This window comes from Glutamicibacter sp. JC586 (assembly GCF_009805585.1).
Classification (GTDB): Bacteria; Actinomycetota; Actinomycetes; order Actinomycetales; family Micrococcaceae; genus Glutamicibacter.
This window is the reverse complement of record NZ_VHIN01000022.1, coordinates 314,488-332,700: the sequence shown is the minus strand read 5'-3', so window position 1 is coordinate 332,700 and position 18,213 is coordinate 314,488. Positions and strand designations below refer to the sequence as shown.

19 protein-coding genes and 1 riboswitch are annotated in these 18,213 nt (G+C 57.5%); of the genes, 7 read left to right on the top strand and 12 right to left on the bottom strand.

Annotated elements, in window-relative coordinates; all coding sequences use genetic code 11:
* Positions 1 to 37: 37 nt before the first annotated feature.
* Positions 38 to 158, bottom strand: a riboswitch (SAM riboswitch).
* 172 nt (positions 159 to 330) lie between these two features.
* The gene (locus tag FJV47_RS15330; protein WP_159614504.1) at positions 331 to 975 is read left to right on the top strand and encodes a VOC family protein; all 645 of its coding nucleotides are present in this window, start codon (positions 331 to 333) and stop codon (positions 973 to 975) included.
* Between the two features lie 70 nt (positions 976 to 1,045).
* On the opposite strand, the gene FJV47_RS15325 is transcribed toward FJV47_RS15330, so the two are convergent.
* A complete protein-coding gene (locus tag FJV47_RS15325; protein WP_159614502.1) occupies positions 1,046 to 1,465 on the bottom strand; it encodes a GNAT family acetyltransferase in 420 nt (139 codons plus the stop codon).
* 16 nt (positions 1,466 to 1,481) lie between these two features.
* A complete protein-coding gene (locus FJV47_RS15320) occupies positions 1,482 to 2,264 on the bottom strand; it encodes a CPBP family intramembrane glutamic endopeptidase (protein ID WP_159614500.1) in 783 nt (260 codons plus the stop codon).
* Positions 2,265 to 2,360: 96 nt separating this feature from the next.
* On the opposite strand from FJV47_RS15320, the gene FJV47_RS15315 reads away from it, so the two are divergent.
* From FJV47_RS15315 to FJV47_RS15305, 3 genes are all read left to right on the top strand, one after another.
* The gene (locus FJV47_RS15315; RefSeq protein ID WP_159614498.1) at positions 2,361 to 3,206 is read left to right on the top strand and encodes a phosphotransferase family protein; all 846 of its coding nucleotides are present in this window, start codon (positions 2,361 to 2,363) and stop codon (positions 3,204 to 3,206) included.
* Complete coding sequence (locus FJV47_RS15310; protein WP_159614497.1) at positions 3,203 to 4,096, top strand: phosphotransferase; 894 nt, start codon at positions 3,203 to 3,205, stop codon at positions 4,094 to 4,096. The genes FJV47_RS15315 and FJV47_RS15310 overlap by 4 nt, the downstream gene beginning before the upstream one ends.
* Before the next feature lie 269 nt (positions 4,097 to 4,365).
* A complete protein-coding gene (locus FJV47_RS15305) occupies positions 4,366 to 4,752 on the top strand; it encodes a hypothetical protein (protein ID WP_159614495.1) in 387 nt (128 codons plus the stop codon).
* A gap of 148 nt (positions 4,753 to 4,900) precedes the next feature.
* On the opposite strand, the gene tpx is transcribed toward FJV47_RS15305, so the two are convergent.
* The gene (tpx, locus tag FJV47_RS15300; protein ID WP_159614493.1) at positions 4,901 to 5,398 is read right to left on the bottom strand and encodes a thiol peroxidase; all 498 of its coding nucleotides are present in this window, start codon (positions 5,396 to 5,398) and stop codon (positions 4,901 to 4,903) included.
* A gap of 98 nt (positions 5,399 to 5,496) precedes the next feature.
* On the opposite strand from tpx, the gene FJV47_RS15295 reads away from it, so the two are divergent.
* Both FJV47_RS15295 and FJV47_RS15290 read left to right on the top strand, forming a co-directional pair.
* A complete protein-coding gene (locus tag FJV47_RS15295) occupies positions 5,497 to 6,129 on the top strand; it encodes a bifunctional 2-polyprenyl-6-hydroxyphenol methylase/3-demethylubiquinol 3-O-methyltransferase UbiG (protein WP_159614491.1) in 633 nt (210 codons plus the stop codon).
* 40 nt (positions 6,130 to 6,169) lie between these two features.
* Positions 6,170 to 6,556 carry a hypothetical protein gene (locus FJV47_RS15290; RefSeq protein ID WP_159614489.1) on the top strand — a complete coding sequence of 129 codons (387 nt, stop codon included), beginning with the start codon at positions 6,170 to 6,172 and terminating at the stop codon, positions 6,554 to 6,556.
* A 32-nt stretch (positions 6,557 to 6,588) separates the two neighbouring features.
* Here FJV47_RS15290 and hutI read toward each other — a convergent pair whose 3' ends face one another.
* The 7 genes from hutI to tdh all read right to left on the bottom strand — a co-directional run bounded on the left by hutI (position 6,589) and on the right by tdh (position 14,958).
* Positions 6,589 to 7,779: an imidazolonepropionase gene (hutI, locus tag FJV47_RS15285; RefSeq protein ID WP_159614487.1), complete on the bottom strand. Its 1,191-nt coding sequence runs from the start codon at positions 7,777 to 7,779 to the stop codon at positions 6,589 to 6,591.
* Positions 7,780 to 7,930: 151 nt separating this feature from the next.
* The gene (locus FJV47_RS15280; RefSeq protein WP_159614485.1) at positions 7,931 to 8,878 is read right to left on the bottom strand and encodes a carbohydrate ABC transporter permease; all 948 of its coding nucleotides are present in this window, start codon (positions 8,876 to 8,878) and stop codon (positions 7,931 to 7,933) included.
* Positions 8,875 to 10,014 carry a carbohydrate ABC transporter permease gene (locus FJV47_RS15275; RefSeq protein WP_159614483.1) on the bottom strand — a complete coding sequence of 380 codons (1,140 nt, stop codon included), beginning with the start codon at positions 10,012 to 10,014 and terminating at the stop codon, positions 8,875 to 8,877. The genes FJV47_RS15280 and FJV47_RS15275 overlap by 4 nt, the downstream gene beginning before the upstream one ends.
* Positions 10,015 to 10,082: 68 nt before the next feature.
* The gene (locus FJV47_RS15270) at positions 10,083 to 11,444 is read right to left on the bottom strand and encodes an ABC transporter substrate-binding protein (RefSeq protein ID WP_159614481.1); all 1,362 of its coding nucleotides are present in this window, start codon (positions 11,442 to 11,444) and stop codon (positions 10,083 to 10,085) included.
* A 131-nt stretch (positions 11,445 to 11,575) separates the two neighbouring features.
* Positions 11,576 to 12,592, bottom strand: a complete 1,017-nt coding sequence (locus tag FJV47_RS15265; protein ID WP_159614479.1) for a LacI family DNA-binding transcriptional regulator — start codon at positions 12,590 to 12,592, stop codon at positions 11,576 to 11,578.
* Between the two features lie 69 nt (positions 12,593 to 12,661).
* Positions 12,662 to 13,861, bottom strand: coding sequence for a glycine C-acetyltransferase (locus FJV47_RS15260; RefSeq protein ID WP_159614477.1), 1,200 nt, complete (start codon positions 13,859 to 13,861; stop codon positions 12,662 to 12,664).
* 44 nt (positions 13,862 to 13,905) lie between these two features.
* Positions 13,906 to 14,958: an L-threonine 3-dehydrogenase gene (tdh, locus tag FJV47_RS15255; protein WP_159614475.1), complete on the bottom strand. Its 1,053-nt coding sequence runs from the start codon at positions 14,956 to 14,958 to the stop codon at positions 13,906 to 13,908.
* Between the two features lie 133 nt (positions 14,959 to 15,091).
* On the opposite strand from tdh, the gene FJV47_RS15250 reads away from it, so the two are divergent.
* A complete protein-coding gene (locus FJV47_RS15250) occupies positions 15,092 to 15,997 on the top strand; it encodes a LysR family transcriptional regulator (RefSeq protein WP_159614473.1) in 906 nt (301 codons plus the stop codon).
* A gap of 54 nt (positions 15,998 to 16,051) precedes the next feature.
* Here FJV47_RS15250 and FJV47_RS15245 read toward each other — a convergent pair whose 3' ends face one another.
* Positions 16,052 to 16,882, bottom strand: a complete 831-nt coding sequence (locus FJV47_RS15245) for an aldo/keto reductase (protein WP_159614471.1) — start codon at positions 16,880 to 16,882, stop codon at positions 16,052 to 16,054.
* Between the two features lie 45 nt (positions 16,883 to 16,927).
* A complete protein-coding gene (locus FJV47_RS15240) occupies positions 16,928 to 18,109 on the bottom strand; it encodes an MFS transporter (protein ID WP_159614469.1) in 1,182 nt (393 codons plus the stop codon).
* Positions 18,110 to 18,213: the final 104 nt, after the last annotated feature.

Genomic DNA, 18,213 nt, shown 5'->3' with positions numbered 1-18,213 from the left:
CCGATGAGAAGAGCCCGATCGAGAGGTCTTCCAGGGTTACCCGCGCTTGTCCTTAGTCGCCTTGTACGGCTAAGGGCCAGGTCTTCACCCGGGGCACCCCACCGCGGTTGGAGGGTTGCCGCCCAGTAAGCCGGGGCTTGTTACTGGGACTCATGACCTATTTCTAGTGTGCCCGAAAACCGAAGATTTTTGCAATATGACAGCGGGCACGGGGTCTCAATCGGTCATATTTCGCGGCATCGGCGATTTTGTCGCAGAGAATTCGATTGCCACTTGCAAATTAGGCTGGCCTAAGTAGAGACTGCCATCACATGTTGCCATGATGGCATCATGATGAGGCTAGATCACGTAAGTTATGCCTGCGGCCCTGACGGGCTGCTGCCAACCGCGCAAAGAATCTCCGAGGCCTTGGGTTTGGAGTTCGTTAAGGGAGGCGTGCATCCTCGGTTCGGGACGCGCAATGTCATCTTCCCACTCAAGCACGGCCAGTATCTTGAGGTCGTCGAAGTACTCAATCACCCGGCCAGCGACAAGGCCCCCTTCGGTCAGGCGGTACGAGCTCGTTCGGAGCTTGGCGGCGGCTGGATGGGCTGGTGCGTTTCGGTGGACGATCTATCGGGCGCCGAAGACCGCCTGGGTCGCAAATCGGTTCCGGGTAACCGCAAATTCCCCGATGGCCGGGAGCTGACCTGGCAGCAGATCGGCATTAAAGGTTTGATCGCCGATCCACAGTGCCCGTACCTAATTTCCTGGGACGAGCAGGCCAAGGATCTTCACCCGTCCAAGGCTTTGGAGCCGACCGGGGCGATCAGCGAGATCACCATTGCCGGCTCACGTGAACGTGTGTTGGAATGGTTGGGACAACCCGAAAATGTGCACCTCGGCGCGGTGACCATGGACTACGAGGCGCCTAATGGCACCCCGGGAATCATGACCGTCACCTTCGAAACCGAAAATGGTCCAGTAGTTTTGTGACGCGGGTGTTGTAGTACGTTGGTAGGCGGGGACAATGGCGTCCCCACCTACCATTTTTTATGCGCTGGAATCAAGATTTAGCACCCAGGCGCTTGCCCAAGACCACAGTCTTTTGGTCCTCAAAACCCAATCGCTGATAAAACTTGAGCACGGCCTTGTTTTCGTTGCGCACCATCAGCTGGACCTTAGGTACAGCCCGCTCGGTGAGCCAGTCGCTTGCGGCTTCAACCATCTTCCTCCCCAGGCCCGCGCCTTGGCGTCGAGGATCCACGGCCACGTAGTAGAGCCAACCGCGGTGACCGTCGTGGCCAACCATGACGGTGGCGATAACCTTTTCATCCTCGATTATGGCCAGCACAGTGGAGGTGGAGGTTTCCAGAGCGCGCCTGGCATCGGCGTAGGGATCATTCCAGGGCCGCGTCAGCCCGGTGCGCTCCCACAACGCCACAGCGCCGGAAATCTGCTGGGTACTCAGCTCGGAAATCTGCATTATTACAGTTTAGGTGCTAGCTCCCGATCCCGATGGCCGGGCCAATCAGCGCGTACCCAACAAAGCCGATGGCGTCTAGCAGGAAGTGCGCGATCACCAGCGGCATCACTCGGCCGTACTTGTGATAGACCCAGCCAAAAACCACACCCATGAGCAAGTTGCCGATCATTGGCCCCAGACCTTGATACAGGTGGTAGCTACCGCGAATCACCGCCGAAGAAATGATGGTGGTCCATAATCCGAGGTTCAGCTTCTTCGCGTAGGTGAAAAGGAAGCCGAGCATCAGTACTTCTTCGAGCACCGCATGGCGCACCGCCGAGAGCAAGAGCATCGGCACGCTCCACCAGTAATCCCCTAGGTTGGCCGCGGACAGCGCCGTAGTAATGCCCAGTGCTCGACCGGCGGCGTACACGCCAAGGGTGCCAAGTCCCATGGCTAGGAACAGTCCAGCACCAAGCAAAGCGTCCTTGCCTGGCCGCCGCAGGTCAATACCGATCTCGTGGATACCGCGACCGGTGCTACGTTTCATCAGGTAGAGGGCCAGTAGCGCCGGCACCAAAGCAAAAATAATGTCGAGCAGCTGGTAGCTGAAGTCGAAAAATTCGCGGTTGCTCAGCTGATTATTCAGCGAGGTAGTTTGTTCGCGCAGTGGCCCGCGGGTGAGCTTGTCGGCCAAACTCAGGATCGAATACACCGCACTTTGGCCCAAGGACAACGCAAGTACCAAGACGACCTCAAACCTGAGGGTCTTGCGGGTTGCTTTCTGCTCAATTTGTTCAGCATTCACGTTTTCGATCATAGGCTGATCTGGCTTTGCGCGTACTGAGGAAGCGCGTGGCAAACCTGCGATAGCCTGAGATCAAGACCGCCAGCAAGCTACATGAGAAGAGTGCCAGTGAGCCGACCTGCCACCAATGAAGAATTGCAGATTGCCCGCCAGCTTTGCCCCGATCTCTCATGGGATGACGCGGCAGTAAACGAGGGCGGGCAGTCCCACAAGGTGATCATTGCCAACCCGCAGGCAGTCATTCGCATGGCACGCACGCCGCAAGCTACCGAGCAGATGCCGCGCACCTTGGACCTTCTGGACCGCCTCGAAAGCCAGTTGGATTACCAGATCCCGGTGGCCATCTCTCAGATCCTGAGCGTTGATGGACTGAGTTCGGTGGCGATGTCATTCATTCCAGGCAGTGCCCACGAACCGCACTATGGAGATCCGCAGGTGCTGGGCAAGGTAGTCAAGGACTTTGCTGAGATTCCGTTGGAACCCATCAGCGATCACCTGGCCAAACCATTTGCCTTCCGCGGCCCATGGACCGAAGAACGCCAGCAGCAGTGCTACGACGCACTGCCCGATGAACTGCGCCCAGCGGCCAGAAGCCTGTGGGCACAGCTTGATGAGTTGGCACAGGTGCCCCCGGCACTAGTTCATGGAGACCTGGCCGGGCACAATATGCACTGGGTTGGCGAAGAACTGATTGGCATTCTGGACTGGGATCTGGCCGCGGCTTGGGATCCTGCGCTTAACACCGCATACCTGAGCCTGTGGCATGGGCTGAAGATGGTGGACTTGATTGCGCCAAATCCGGACGAAGCCCGCCGTGCGAAGATCTGGCTGGGTTTGATGAGTTTGGAACGGCTTTCAGATACCCTCTCGCGCACCGATAACCCAAAGATGGGCAAACTCATGCGCAAGATCGGTCCGCGGATACTGAATGCGGCGGAAGCTGTTCTCGTTTGACGTTCAATTCCCAGATCACTTCCCCGCAGCAAGCAGCGGAAGAGCTCGCGCTGAATCGTGGAGCGCACGACCTGAGGCTATTGGGTGCAGGCGTGGAGTTCCTGTTTTTCAGCGCGAGGGCAGAGACACGGCGTGAAGGCTACCGCGTACCGCGCGCACGTGTTTTTGACACCATGAATAATCCAGGAATTCAGGCTTTGGAGCTCCAATGCAAAGAACTGAGGCTCAGCGCCTGGGCCTTAGGGCATGGTGTGCCCTCTGCGAATCCGACGGAGCTGGTGGATCAAGGCGGGTATTCGGTGCTGGTCACCGAAGTTATCGACGACGACCAGACGCCGGTAAACCAGCAGGCGTTGGGAGCTGTCCTGGCCAAGATGCACCAGGTTGAGCCACTAGCTAGTGAAGTAGCCCGATGCCCGGATATCTATGATTATCTGGCTCAGCGCATCGGTGATCGTCATTCGAGAATTATTACCGATCATCAGCTGCCAGCCTTGCCTAAACCAACTCATCTGGCCAAGGTGCTCCAACGTTCGTTGCACCGGGTCAGCCAGCTGCATCTGGATATTCGCCGGCAGAACATTCGTGTGGCTGCCGGTGAACCGCGGGCATTGTTTGATTGGAGCAACGCACTCACTGCTGCTCCAGAACTCGAGATGGCGCGTATTCGCGAATACGCTCAGATACCAGAAAACGCTCTGGACTACATGGACATCCTTGCCGGCTACCGTGCTTATGGCGGAACCATCGATGAGTCCACGACCGCTTGGGCGGTGCTGCGTCTGGATGCTGCTCTCATGCTGGCCGGTGTTTTCACCTCGGTGAGCCCGAACGAAGAACTTGCCAGTGTATTCCTCAATAGGGTTCGGATCCTGCTGCAGGATCTATAGGCTTCTCGCAGGCACAGGAGGCTTTGCCGCAGGGTTATGCTTAGAGTTGGTATCTAAAATGAACTCGCGTCAGATGTACGTGGCACGCCCTCAAGGCACTTTTTATATCTTCAAATGGCGCAAGTACACCGCGGGAATTAAAACCTCGAGCGGCTCAGGAACAGTTTTCTCCCCAACCGGAGTCCAGTTTCGAGTCGTAGCTTCCTAACCGAGGAGAAACTATGACACTGAAACATGCATTCGCTCTCACGATCATCGTAGGAGCTTCAATGGCATTCACCGGTTGTTCTGCCAGCGATTCCAGCAGCGCGGGAACGGCAGCTACGGAGTCGATGATGCCGTTGCAAGACCACGAGCTGGCTGCCATCAGCACGGTAGTTGAACAAGAGGACCAGAATATCTCCCTTGCTATTCCGCTCCGCGGCGGCGACTATACGATTGCGCTCGAATGCTCGGGCAAAGATAAGTTGTCCACCATCGCATGGCAAAGCGATGATGAAAAAGAGAACGGAGAAATCAGCGTGCCTTGCACAATTGAAGGCGCGAAAGTCCGCGAACAGATTTCTCTTAACGGCTACTCAAGTTCGCTCACTTTCGTCACGAGCGAGTTGCAAGGACACGAACTTAAGGTATCAATTGCCTCAACTGCGAATTAGCACTTGATGATGATCCCTCGCGTTGTCTTCGTCGATCAGGATTTAGCGAAACATCACTTTTCTCGAACGCGTTGAAAACGCAAAATGCCCACCTGAGCATCGTGCTCGGGTGGGCATTTCGGCGCATCGTCGCCGATGCAAGGAAGATTTAGCTCAGGGCTGCGATTGCTGCATCGTAGTCTGGCTCGGTGGTGATCTCAGGAACGACCTGGGTGTAAATCACCTTGCCGGTCTCGTCCAGGACGATGACCGAGCGGGCCAGTAGGCCTGCTAGTGGACCGTCAACCTGGGTGACGCCGTAGTCCGAACCGAAGTCCGAACGGAAAACCGAAGCAGCCGAGACGTTCTCGATGTCTTCTGCGCCGCAGAAGCGGCCCAGTGCGAATGGCAGGTCAGCGGAAACACACACAACGGTGGTGTTATCCAGGCCGGCAGCCAGTTCGTTGAAGCGGCGAACGCTGGCAGCGCAGACGCCGGTATCAACCGATGGGAAGATGTTCAGGACAACGCGACGGCCAGCCAGCGAATCGCTAGTCAGGTCCGCAAGGTCGGTGTCGGTGAGGGTGAATGATGGAGCCTGCGAGCCTACGGCTGGCAGTTCACCAATGGTCTGTACGGGAGTTCCCTTGAAAGCAGTATTAGCCATGGTTCTTGTTTATCACGAATGCCTATTTCACTGCCAGATTTTAGATGAACGCGCGGAAACAAGTCGCGGGTTGGCTGGCGCATGGAATACTTGCCAGCATGAGCGTTAGCAAGGACTACGATTCCTACGCAATTAAGATGCGCAACCTGACTATGGCGGGAACGGATCTTGAGACTGCAGCACGATTCGTTGATATGTTATGCCCACGGGGCTCGAGAATTCTCGACATCGGTTGCGGCATCGGCAATACGGTCAATGCGCTACGCCAACGAGGACATCAGGCATTCGGCATCGATCCAACGCAGCAGGTTCTGGAGGTCGCCGGTGAGCTATTTGACGATACTTGGTTTAGGCAACTTGGTGCTGGGGAGCTGAACTTGGAAACTCTTCGAGCGTGTGGACTACCGATTAGTTTTGAAGCCATCGTTCTTGCGGGAAACGTTCCAGCATTCTTGCCCGCAGAAGAGTTCGCGGGATTGTTCTCCGTGGCTCAACTGCTACTGAGTGATTCAGGCGTGTTAGTCATTGGAACAAGCGCAGTAGCTAGAGGTGGAACGGAGCAACAAGACGAGTTGCTTGAGCGATCACAATTGCGGCTAGTAGGACGATTCTCAGATTGGCACCTATCTACTTTTGATTTCTCAGCCGATTGGTGCGTCAGCATGTACGCCAAAACCCAGAAAAGAACGGGTTTTACCAAGCCAGATGGCATCTTTGTCTTGCCATCATAAGTAATTTTACAGGCAGTGAGCCTCCGCCATGATTGTTGCCATGCGTTGGCTAGGCAAGTGGTTCAATGAGAGCGATTGGACACGAGATCCAGAGCTGGATATTTTCCGGGACTCGGTCTGGGAGCTCACTCTCGATGGTCAAGTCCGTGGGTGGCTGACTACTTCGGTGAGCATCATGCGCTCTTTCCCCTTCTTATGGGAGAAACAAGAGTGCCTTTGGTGGCAGACCCATTGGGCCGACGGTCAGCACGATCTTGTCGAGGAAGACTATGGACCGGGCTGGTACACCGTGAACGAGCTTCGAGATGGTTACGTTCTAGTCGACGATCCAAAAACGCAAGCCGAAGCCAGATTTGAAGCAAATCCAATGACGGGCGCAGAACGCGACCGACTGTGGAAGAAGCTGGATCATGGCTCTAATGGTTAATGCCCTTCATGCCAGATCTCATTGAATCAGCCTTACCGCACCAGTTGACCCGCCCGATACACGCTGTGAGTCAGGTTCATCCCGGGACGGTAGGCCAGGTGCGCTGCCACTGGCGCATCAAGAACGTGCAGGTCTGCGCGTTTGCCAACTTCGATGGACCCGACCTGGTCCTGGACGCCGAGGGCCAGCGCTCCCGAATAAGTGGCTGCCTCGATGGCTTCGGCAAGCGTCAGGTTCATTTGTAGCACCGCGGTAGCTACCGCGAAGTTCATGTTGCTGGTGTAGCTGGTGCCGGGATTGCAATTGCTCGCCAGCGCGATAGGTATCCCGGCGTCCAATAGCTCGCGACCTGGGGCCAAAGGCTGCCGGGTGGACAAATCGCAGGCGGGCAAACAAGTGGCGACGGTTCCGCGCTTCCCCGTTCTGGACGTGCTCTCCCAGTTGCTCCAGCTTCCGGCGAGCGCCTGGAAATCAGAATTTTCAAGGTAGTTGACGTGATCCACCGAATGGCTGTGGAACTCAACGGCCAGTTTGACGCCAGGTCCGTGGCCCAACTGGTTTCCGTGGACTTTGCTGGGGATGTTTTTCTGCTGGGCGGCGTGTAGTACTCGACGGGATTGCTCTTCATTGAAGGCGCCACGTTCGCAGAAGACATCCACAAAGTCGATGTGCTCGGCTACTGCTTCCAGCATCTGACCGGCGACGAGGTCGGTGTACTCATCGGCGTTGGAATTTGCGGGTACCAGATGGGCACCGAGGAAGGTCAGGGTGTCGACTAGCCGGCGGCCTAGCTGTGCATGGCGAATCTCCTCAGCCATCTCCAGACCGTAGCCGGTTTTGGTTTCCATCCAGGTGGTTCCCATGCGCAGGGCCTCGTGCCGACGAGTAGCGACTAGATTGGTGAGCTGTTCGTTGCTGAGGTTTCTGGTGGCTGCGGTGGTCACCGCGATGCCTCCGGCGGCATAGGATTCGCCAGCCATGCGGGCGACAAATTCTTCGGCGCGGTCTCCCCCAAAGATCAGGTGGCTATGCGAGTCGACCCAGCCAGGCAGGACAGCCTTGCCGGAGAGATCGGTGACAGTAGCGGCCTGTGGCGCATCGGATGCGCAGCCAATCCACGCGATCTGCTCGTTCTCGATCAGCACCGCCGCGTTCTCCACCACGCGTGAAGACGCATCAACGGTGGTTAGTTGCCCGATATTCGTCAACAAGGTTGTAGCCATGGGATGAGCCTACTGGCTTGGATAAAACTTGTGGCTCGCCTCGCTCTTTTCTGATCCGGGATTTCAGACGCAACAGATTCAAACCCAGCAGTTTCAAACGCAGCAAGGGCCCCGGAAAAATCCGAGGCCCTTGCTGGGGGTCAACCGCGTTTTAGCCCTTGGTGGCACCGGCCAGCAGGCCACGCACAAAGTAGCGCTGCAAGGCGAAGAAGACCACCAATGGAATGATCATCGAGATGAACGCACCAGCGGTGAGCAGCTCCCAGGATTGTCCATAGGTTCCGGACAAGTCCTGCAACGCCTTGGTGATCGGCAGTCCTGCGCCAGAGGTGAAGACCGTGGCGACCAGCAGGTCATTCCACACCCAGAGGAACTGGAAAATGCCGAAAGACGCGATGGCCGGCATCGACAGTGGCAACACGATCTGCGCGAAGATCTTGCCGTGCCCGGCGCCGTCCACTCGGGCAGCCTCAATGACTTCCTCGGGGATTTCAGAGATGAAGTTATGCAACATGAAGATCGCCAGCGGCAATGCAAAGATCGTGTGCGCGATCCACACCTTCGCATAGGCTCCATCCAGACCGTTAACACCTAGTCCGGGCAGGATGTAAAGACCGCCGATCTTCACGCCATCGGAGAACAGCTGAAGCAGTGGCACTAAGGCCATCTGGATCGGAACAATCTGCAGCGCGAAGACCATCACAAAGAGCGTATTGCGGCCCTTGAAGTTGATCCAGGCGAAAGCATAGGCGGCCAGGCTTGCCAGGATGATCGGCACAATAGCTGCCGGGATGGTGATGACCAACGAGTTCAAAAACGCTTTGGAGAGTGGCAAGCTATCACCCGAGGTGAAAGCCTGAGCGTAGTTATCCAGCGTAAACGAGGGGTTAGCCAGCGCGGTCCACCAGCCGGTGGTCTTGATGTCATCGGCCTGTCTAAAGGATGAGACAAAAAGACCAAAGGTCGGGATGGTCCAGATGGCGGCGATGATGAAGGCTGCGATGGTCGCACCACGGGAGGTGGTCGCCTTGCGCAGCTTGCCGCTGGTTTGTTCGGTGGCCTTGAGCAGGCGACGAGATGATTCACCCACGGCGCTCATCGGATGCTCCTTTGCTTCTTGTGCTGACGCACGTTGTAGATGATGATCGGCAAGACCAGGATGAACAGGATCACCGCAAGGGCCGAGCTGTACCCGGTACGTGCGCCGAGTTGGAACTGGCGAACCATTTCGAAGGCGAGCACCGTGGTGTCCGAGCGGCCACCGGTCATCGAGGAAACAATGTCGTAGACCTTTAGCGAGGCGATCGAGATGGTGGTCAGCACCACGATCACCGAGGAACGGATGCCCGGCAGGGTGACATTGGTGAAGCGTTGCCATGGGCTGGCGCCATCTAGCGCGGCAGCTTCGAGCTGTTCGGCTGGTACACCCTTGATGGCGGCCGAGAGGATCACCATCGCAAAACCTGACTGCGTCCAGATCAGGATGATCACCAGGAACAGGGTGTTCCAAGGTTCAAGTCCCAACCAGTCAACCGGCTTGGCGCCAAAGGCGGTGATGATCGCGTTCAGTACACCGATCTGTTCGCCCTGGCGGGTGTCGTAGAAGAACTTAAAGATGATCGATGCGCCGACAAAGGAGATGGCCATGGGCATGAAGACTAGGAGTTTGAAGAACTTCTCGCCGCGGGACTTATCAATGAACACCGCGTAGGCCAGGCCGACGATGGTCGATACGATCGGCGCGACCAAGACCCAGACCAGGGTGTTCAGCAGCGCGGTGAGGCCATCAGGGCTGGTGAAGACCCAGGCGAAGTTGGCCAGGCCCACAAACCCGGAACCATCATTGGCCATGAAGGCACTCATGGCGGTGCGGATCGTCGGATAGATCAGGCCAATTGCCAACAAGGCCATGGCCGGAGCCAGGAAGCCGCTCAGTTGTAGCAGCGAGCCGGCACCGTCGCGCGAACGGCGATCAAAGTAGAACAGGATTGCGCCGGCAACGGCCGCGATGCCGGCTACCCACATCACCGAGTTGTACAGCCCTAGTGCTAGCAAAATGATGACCGGGACGAGCACGGCGGCAAGTAAACGAACGATGTTAAAGGCACGGCCACGTTTGGTGGCGACCTCAACAAAGGCGAGGATCACGGCGATCAGGACTGCAAAAGCTAGCAGTACGATCGGGATCTGGCCCAGCGGTGGCACACCGGCAAGCCACTGGAAAAATTCAGACATGGTCTTAGGCTCCTACAATCACGTCAACGGCCGGGAGTCCCGGCCGTTGACGACGAACCAGGTGGTGACTAGGAGTCATAACCTGCTTGAATATTCTTCAGCACCTCTTCGGTGGACTTGCCGTCGACCCAGTCAACCAAGCCCTTCCAGAAGGAGTCCGAACCGACGCTCTTTGGCATCAGGTCAGATCCGTCGAAGCGGAAGGTGGTGTTTGGATCCTGGAGCAGTTCCACGGCGCTGCGCAAAAGATCGCTGCTGGCGTTCTTCGGGTCAAGGCCCGAGTTCGCCGAGATCACGCCACCGAGGGATACGCGGCTGTTCGCCCAGTCCGCGCTGGCTATGTATTCCTGAACCTTGGCGGTCTCCTCATCGTTGGAGAAGGCTGCGACAAATTCGCCGCCACCAACAACGGAGACGGGATCATCGGCCTTGGCTGGAGGGGCGACGAAGGCCCAGACGTCTCCGTCAGGTCCCACGGTAGCCGTCTTACCATCGGCGTTCTTCGATTCCGCGAAGTAGCCTTCGAGGAAGGAACCCTGGTGGGTCAGTGGGCAGGTGCCCTTGGCAACTGCGGTGGCAACATCACCAAAGGCGGTGGAGTTGATCGACTTTACGTCGCCGTAGCCTGCGTTGACCTGCTTGGGATCGAGCAGGATCTTGCCCACGGAGTCAAAAGCGCTGGTGATTTCTGGTGAGGTGAATTCCAGATCTCCGGCAACCCACTTGTCGTAGGCGTCGGTGCCGGCCTGACGTAGCACGGCGTCTTCGATCCAGTCGGTGCCTGGCCAGCCCGAAGCTTCACCGGAGGCAAAGCCGGCGCACCAGGCAGGCTTGTTGGTCTTCTTCGAGATCTCGGTGCCCAGGTTGGTCATTTCATCCCAGGTCTTCGGAACGCTCACGCCCCATTCTTCAAACTGCTTTGGCGAGTACCAAATGTAGCCCTTAACGTTGGCCATCAGTGGCACACCGTACTGGACTCCATCAACCTTGCCGTAGTTCTGCCAGTCTTCGGACCAGTTGTTTGACAGCTGGGTTTGGACGCCTTCGGGAAGTTTCTGCACCTTGCCCTGGGCCACGGTGGCCTGCAGCAGGCCTGGCTGGGGGAAGACGGCCAGGTCCGGGGTGTCGCCACCCTGGACCTTGATGCCGATCTGGGATTCAAAGTTCTTATCGCCGGTGTAGCGAATCTTGATGTTGTTTTCCTCGGACCACTTGGCCCAGGACTTTTCGAGCAGCTGAGCTTCGGTGCCGGTCACCGGGCCGTAGATGTCAACAACTCCGTCTGCCGTGCCGACAGAAGGTGCGGCGCTTCCTCCGCCGGCATTGGGATCGTTAGGGTCGGCGCCACCGGAGCAGCCGGCGAGCAGCAGGCTGATTGCTGCTACAGAGATGGCCGGCGCGAGCTTCAGACCGCGTTTCGTTTTCTTCATGATGCCCTCCACGTCGAGAAGTGCCTGACCGGCAAGGATGGCCTGGCACGAGTGATCCCCTCAATAGTGACCTAGATCATCGACGCGCGTCAACACCTGTGGCAAAACTGTCCATAAATTTCGCGCGCCCACTACTGCGGGGCCGGGCCCGAGCTTTCTCGAACGCTCATAATCGGGGCGATCAGTTTCTGCACCACACCGGTGGTACGCCCCTCAATTTGCTGCACTAGGGCATCGACCGCGGCATGGGAAATCTGCTCCCCCGAAGGAGCGACGGTGGTCAGCGCCGGGGCAACCATCTCTGCCGAGCGGTCCCCCACGCCCAAGGCAATCACCGAAAGATCTTCGGGGATGCGTAGCGAAGCCATGACCGCAGCGTTGACAAAACCGGCGGTAGCAAATTCCTTCAGGGCCAGCACGGCGGTAGGCCGTGGATCCATTTTCAGGTAGGCCTCCAACGCCTCGCGGCCACCGCGGGCATTGTTTTCTACCGGGACTTCCTGCATCTGCACACCGTATTCGCGCGCTGCGTCACTGATCGCCCTGGCGGTGCGGATGGCAGGACCATTTCCGGCTTGCTGGTCTTCCTCCGAGACGTTGATGTACATGATCGAGCTGTGCCCAAGTCCGGCGAGATATTCCACCGCGATGCGGCCGGCTTCGGCAAAATCGTTGTCCACGTAGGACACGTCGTCGCTGTCATCCGGTCGACCGATGGAAGCAAAGGGCACCTTGGCTCGGCGTAATACGCCAAAGCGCAGATCGTTGATTGACACTTCCATCATCAACACCCCAGCCACCAACTTCTGGCCGACCAGACTCTCCAGTCCCATCACGTCGGTCATCGGATTTGACCACAGCAGCATGTGATAGCCCAGCGTGCGGGCACGCTCCATGGCCGCGGTGACGTACTCGAATTCGGTACTTGAGTAGCCGTCGACACTGGTGGGAAAGTGCAACGCGAGGATACCGCGACGTGCGCCGGCCAGGCCCTGGGCAAACGCATCCGGGGTGTAGTTCAGCTCCCGCATGGCCGCTAGGACTTTGGCCTTGGTGGCATCCGAGATGGTGCGACGACCACTGATTGCGTAGGACACGGTACTGGGAGAAACTCCGGCTAGGTGCGCCACATCATCCCTTGTCGCCATCAGTCCTCCGCCTTTGGTTGTGCCGAAACGTAATTTCTATTGAAACACGTCGGCAGTTAGCCTACAGCTTCATCGGCTGGCAACAAATGCTTGGACACAGGCTTCAATGTCCTGCGCCGAGTGCGCGGCGGAGAGCTGGACACGGATGCGGGCCGCGCCCTTGGGCACCACCGGGTAGCTAAAGGCAGTGACAAATACGCCCTGGTCGAGCATTTTGGCAGCTACTTCGGCTGCCCTGATGGCATCGCCGAACATCACCGGGATGATCGCGTGCTCACCCTCAAGCAGTTCAAATCCTTCTTCGCTCATGCGGCGGCGGAAGAGCGCTGCATTCTCGAAGAGCTTTTCGCGCAGGTCATTTGAACCCACCACGAGGTCCAATGCCTTGAGTGTGGCGGCCACGATCGATGGTGCCAGTGAGTTGGAGAAAAGGTATGGGCGGGCCTTCTGGCGCAGCATGGCAACAATTTCGCCGCGACCTGACACATAGCCGCCGGAGGCTCCGCCCAGGGCTTTACCGAAAGTGCCGGTGTAGATGTCCACGCGGTCCGAGACCCCTGCGTGCTCTGGAGTTCCGGCACCGGTTGCGCCCATGAAGCCCACCGCGTGGGAGTCATCGACCATAACCAGCGCGCCGTACTTTTCGGCCAGATCGCAGATGGCTTCAAGTGGGGCGAGGTAGCCGTCCATGGAGAACACGCCGTCGGTGACGATGATGGTGCGGCGTGCGCCTGCCCCGTCGTTGAGCTTTGCTGCGGCCTGAAGTTGGGTTTCCAGATCATTCATGTCCTGGTTGGCGTAGCGGAAGCGGGCGGCCTTGGACAGGCGGATGCCGTCGATGATCGAGGCGTGGTTCAGCGCATCGGAAATGATGGCATCTTCCTTGCCGAAGAGCGATTCGAAGACTCCGCCGTTGGCATCAAAGCAGCTGGAGAACAAGATGGTGTCTTCGGTGCCCAGGAACTTGGATAGCTTGGCTTCCAGCTCAAGGTGTGCATCCTGGGTGCCGCAGATGAAGCGCACCGAGGCCATACCAAAACCACGTTCGTCCATGGCCGACTTCGCGGCGTCGATGATCTGCTGGTTATCTGCCAGGCCCAGGTAATTATTGGCGCAAAAGTTCAAGACCTGGCGGGCCTCGGCGCCCAGCGAGCCGGCCATGATGGAGGCAGACTGGGCTGAGTCAATGTGGCGTTCGGCTTTGAACAGCCCGGAGGTCTTCAGCTCGTCGAGTTCCGCGGCCAGGTGGTCTTTGAGATCGGTGTACATAGGGAGTGCTCCTTGTTGGTGCGAGAAATTCTTAGCCTGCGTAATTAGCTTGCGAAAACGGTCCAGTCCAGCACGACCTTGCCGCCGTGACCGCCGCGGGCGGCTTCAAATCCGGCTTGCCAGTCGGTGGCTGGCACAAAGTCGGTGACCACCGAAGAGATGCGTTCGCGCATGAGTTCCGAAGAAGTGAGCATGGCACTCATTGCGTACCAGGTCTCGAACATTTCGCGGCCGTAGATGCCCTTAAGGGTGAGCATGTGGGTGACCACTTTGCCCCAGTTGATATCGATAGAGGAGCTAGGCAGGCCGAGCATGCAGATCTTGCCACCGTGATTCATATTCTCGATCATCTCGGGTAGGGCGCTTGCGTGGCCGGACATTTCCATGCCGTAGTCAAAGCCTTCGACCATGCCCAGCTCACGCTGGGCTTGGTTGATGCGGGTGGTGCCGACATTCACCGTTAGATCCACGCCCATAGCCTGGGCCAGTTCGAGGCGTTGATCCGAGATATCGGTAATCGCGATCTTGCGGGCTCCAATATGGCGTGCCACTGCGGCGGCCATCAGACCGATGGGTCCGGCTCCGGTGATGAGGACATCTTCACCGATCATCGGGAACTGTAAGGCGGTATGCACGGCGTTGCCAAAGGGGTCAAAGATCGCGCCGAGCAGTGGGGTGATGCGTTCATCGCGGTGAACGTACACGTTGCTTTCGGGGATCACCACATATTCGGCGAAGGCACCATCACGCTGAACGCCGACCGAGTCGACATTGATGCACATTTGTTTGCGCCCGGCGCGGCAGTTGCGGCAGATCCCGCAGACCACGTGGCCTTCGCCGGAGACGCGTTCGCCGACTTTAACGCCGTGAACGAAGGAACCGACTTCAACAACTTCACCGTAAAACTCGTGCCCCGGAACCAATGGGGTATTGAGAATGGCTTTGGCTGCGTCATCGTAGGCTTCGATGTGCAGATCGGTTCCGCAGATTCCGGTGGTCATGACACGGATTTTTACATCGTGCACCCCGACTTCTGGTTCTGGTCGGTCCACGAGTTCCAGCCCAGCGTGTGGCCCGGACTTATACAGTGCTTTCATGCGTGATCCTTTGGAGATGGCCGTCGGGTTCACACACGACGGACTGTGTTGCTTCCAGTGTCGCACCACATGCGAAGAGAAAATATATTAGAAGAAGCGCGAATCACTGATCTCTTGATTTAGCATTTACTTCATGGAATTACATCAGCTACGGATTCTGCGAGAACTGGCGGATCTAGGCAGCGTCAACGCGGTGGCGAAGGCGCTTTTCGTCTCCCCGTCGGCCGTTTCCCAGCACCTGACTCAATTGCAGAGGGGGTTCTCTACACCCCTGACCCAGAAAGACGGCAGGCGCTTGGTATTGACGTCCGAAGGCAAACTGCTCGCGTCCGCAGCGGCCTCCGTTGCTTCAACATTGGCCGAAGCTTCAGCAAAAATTCGTACCGTAGAGCAAGATAAGAATGTTCCGATCAAGATCGCTGGATTCCATTCCATCGGACAAACTATTTTTGCGCCGCTGCTCGCATTGCCGGAGGCCCAGTTGCCTCCGTTGCACTTCTTTGATGAGGATGTTTCCCAACACGATTTCCCTGCGCTCACCTCGACCTATGATCTGGTGTTGGCCCACCGCATGCCGCATACCTCACCATGGCCAGAAGACCGCATCACCGTGATCCCGTTGGCTTTCGAACCACTGGACATTGCCATCCATCAGGATCATCCACTGGCTAGATTCGAGCAGCTCACCCCACAGCAGGTTATCGACGAGCGGTGGGTCGTTTCACGCCCTGGCTACTCCCCCGCCGATGTGCTGGAAACTATTGCCGCCCTGGCCGGCAAGGCACCAAATATCGAGCACCGGGTCAACGATTACGCGACCGCCGGGGCGCTCGTTGAAGCCGGCGATTGCCTTGGAATTCTACCGAGGTTCACCGCCAGAAAGACCCTCGATAAGTCGGTGACTTTACGACCAATTAAGGGGCTAAATTCTGGTCGACAAATCGACATTTTACTCCGGGCAGAGCATCTACACCGAAGCACCATCAATGACGTTATTGAAGCTATTCGCACGGCCGTGCAGCAACTGGTTACGGGCTAGTTAACGAGCAAAGCCCGCCCTCAATTGAGAGCGGGCTTCGCTAGTGCCATGCTGTTAGCCGTTGAAGGTGTCAGGGTTTGGACCGGTACGACCATCACGATCAAGCGCATCGATGCTGGCCAGCTCATCGGAGGTCAGCTCAAAACCGAACAGGTCAAGGTTGGCGATGATGCGGGACTCAGTGACCGACTTTGGAATGATCACGCGACCCTGCTGCAGGTGCCAGCGCAGGATGACCTGTGCCGCAGAAACCTTGTGGGCTTCTGCGATGGCGAGGATGGTTTCGTCGGTCAGCATTGCGCCCTGAGCCAGTGGGCTCCATGCTTCGGTGACGATACCGTGCTCGGCGTTGGCAGCGATCACTTCGCGGTTCTGCAGAGCCGGGTGCAGCTCAACCTGGTGCACGGCTGGAACGATGGTTCCTTCAGCGATCAGCTTGTTCAGGTGCTCTGGCTGGAAGTTCGAAACGCCAATGGCACGGATCTTCTTGTCGGCGTAAAGCTTCTCGAAAGCCTTCCAAGTATCCACATACAGGTCCTTTTCTGGAGCTGGCCAGTGAATCAGCAGAAGGTCCAAGTAGTCCAGACCCAAGCGCTCAAGGCTTGCTTCGAAGGCTTCTAGAGTCTGCTCATATCCCATATCTGCGATCCAGATCTTGGAGGTGATGAACAATTCTTCGCGGGCAATACCGGACTGCGCCAGAGCCTTGCCGACCCCTTCTTCGTTACCGTAGATGGCAGCGGTGTCGATGCTGCGGTAGCCTGCCTTGAGCGCTGCGTTCACCGCAGCAGTGGTCTCCTCGTTGGGAACTTGGAAGACTCCGAAACCTACCTGAGGCATTTCAACGCCGTTGTTCAGGGTGATGGTTGGGATAGCAGTAGTCATGTCTAACTCCTAAAAATTGGTTGAGGGACTGAGGAAAACTATTGATTAGCTAGCTGGAACTAGCTGAGGTGCCGATGCCGAGGCCTTCTTGGCCAAGCCCATGGCGGCAAGAATGACAATCAGCGCCACGAGGGTGATCAGTGCACCAATCCAGATCGGCGAGGTGTAGCCGAGGCCTGCTGCGATACCCAGGCCACCGGCCCAGGCACCTAATGCGTTGCCAACATTGAAGGCACCGATGTTTGCGCCCGAGGCCAAGGTTGGCGCGTTTCCGGCGTACTGCATGATGCGGCTTTGCAGGCCGGGAACGGTACCGAAGCCAAAGCCGCCCATAAGCAGCAAGGCGATGACGGTGGCGATCGGGTTGCTCGCGAAGAATCCGAAGAGGACAAGGACGACCAGCAGAGCCGAGATGAAGAAGAGCAGGGTGCGGTCGATGCTCTTATCGGCCATGCGACCGCCAATCCAGTTACCAACAAAGAGGCCTACGCCGAAGAGCATCAGCAGCCAAGGCACGGTGGTTGCGCTGAAGCCGGTAATTTCGGTCAGCGTGTAGGCGATGTAGGTGAAGGCACCGAACATACCGCCGTAACCCAGAATGGTGACAGCCAAGGACAGCCAGACCTGCAAGGAGGTGAAGGCACCGAGTTCTTTACGCAGGGAGATTCCTTCGGCTGCGTGCTTAATAGCCGGAACCAACACAAGGATTCCGACCAAGGCCAGAACGCCGATACCGGAGATTGCCCAGAAGGTGGATCGCCAGCCGGAGTGCTGCCCAAGCAGGGTGCCAAAAGGAACGCCTAGGACGTTGGCAGCGGTCAGGCCGGTGAACATGATGGCGATAGCGCCGGCTTTCTTATTGGCTGGAACCATGTCGGAGGCGACAACCGAACCAATACCGAAGAAGGCGCCATGACATAGGGCGGCGATCACGCGGCCGATCATGGCCACTTCGTAGGTTGAGGCCAGTGCGGTGAGTGAATTGCCCACGATAAACAGAACCAGCAGGCCAACAAGCACTGGCTTGCGAGGCAAACGAACAGTTGCTGCGGTCAGGCCCAGGGCTCCAACCACTACGCTCAGCGCGTATCCCGAAATGAGCCAGCCTGCAGCGGCCTCGCTAACAGCGAAGTCGTTAGCGACGTCTGGCAACAGGCCCATGATGACAAATTCTGTAAGCCCGATACCAAAGGCACCGATAGCCAACGCAATAAGACCGAGCGGCATAGCGTTACTCCTGATAGACTAGATAAATTAGTTGCACACGCTTGTTATTGCGCGATGGATACTATCGTTGCACACGCAACTAACCAGCGCAAGCAAGTATTTTT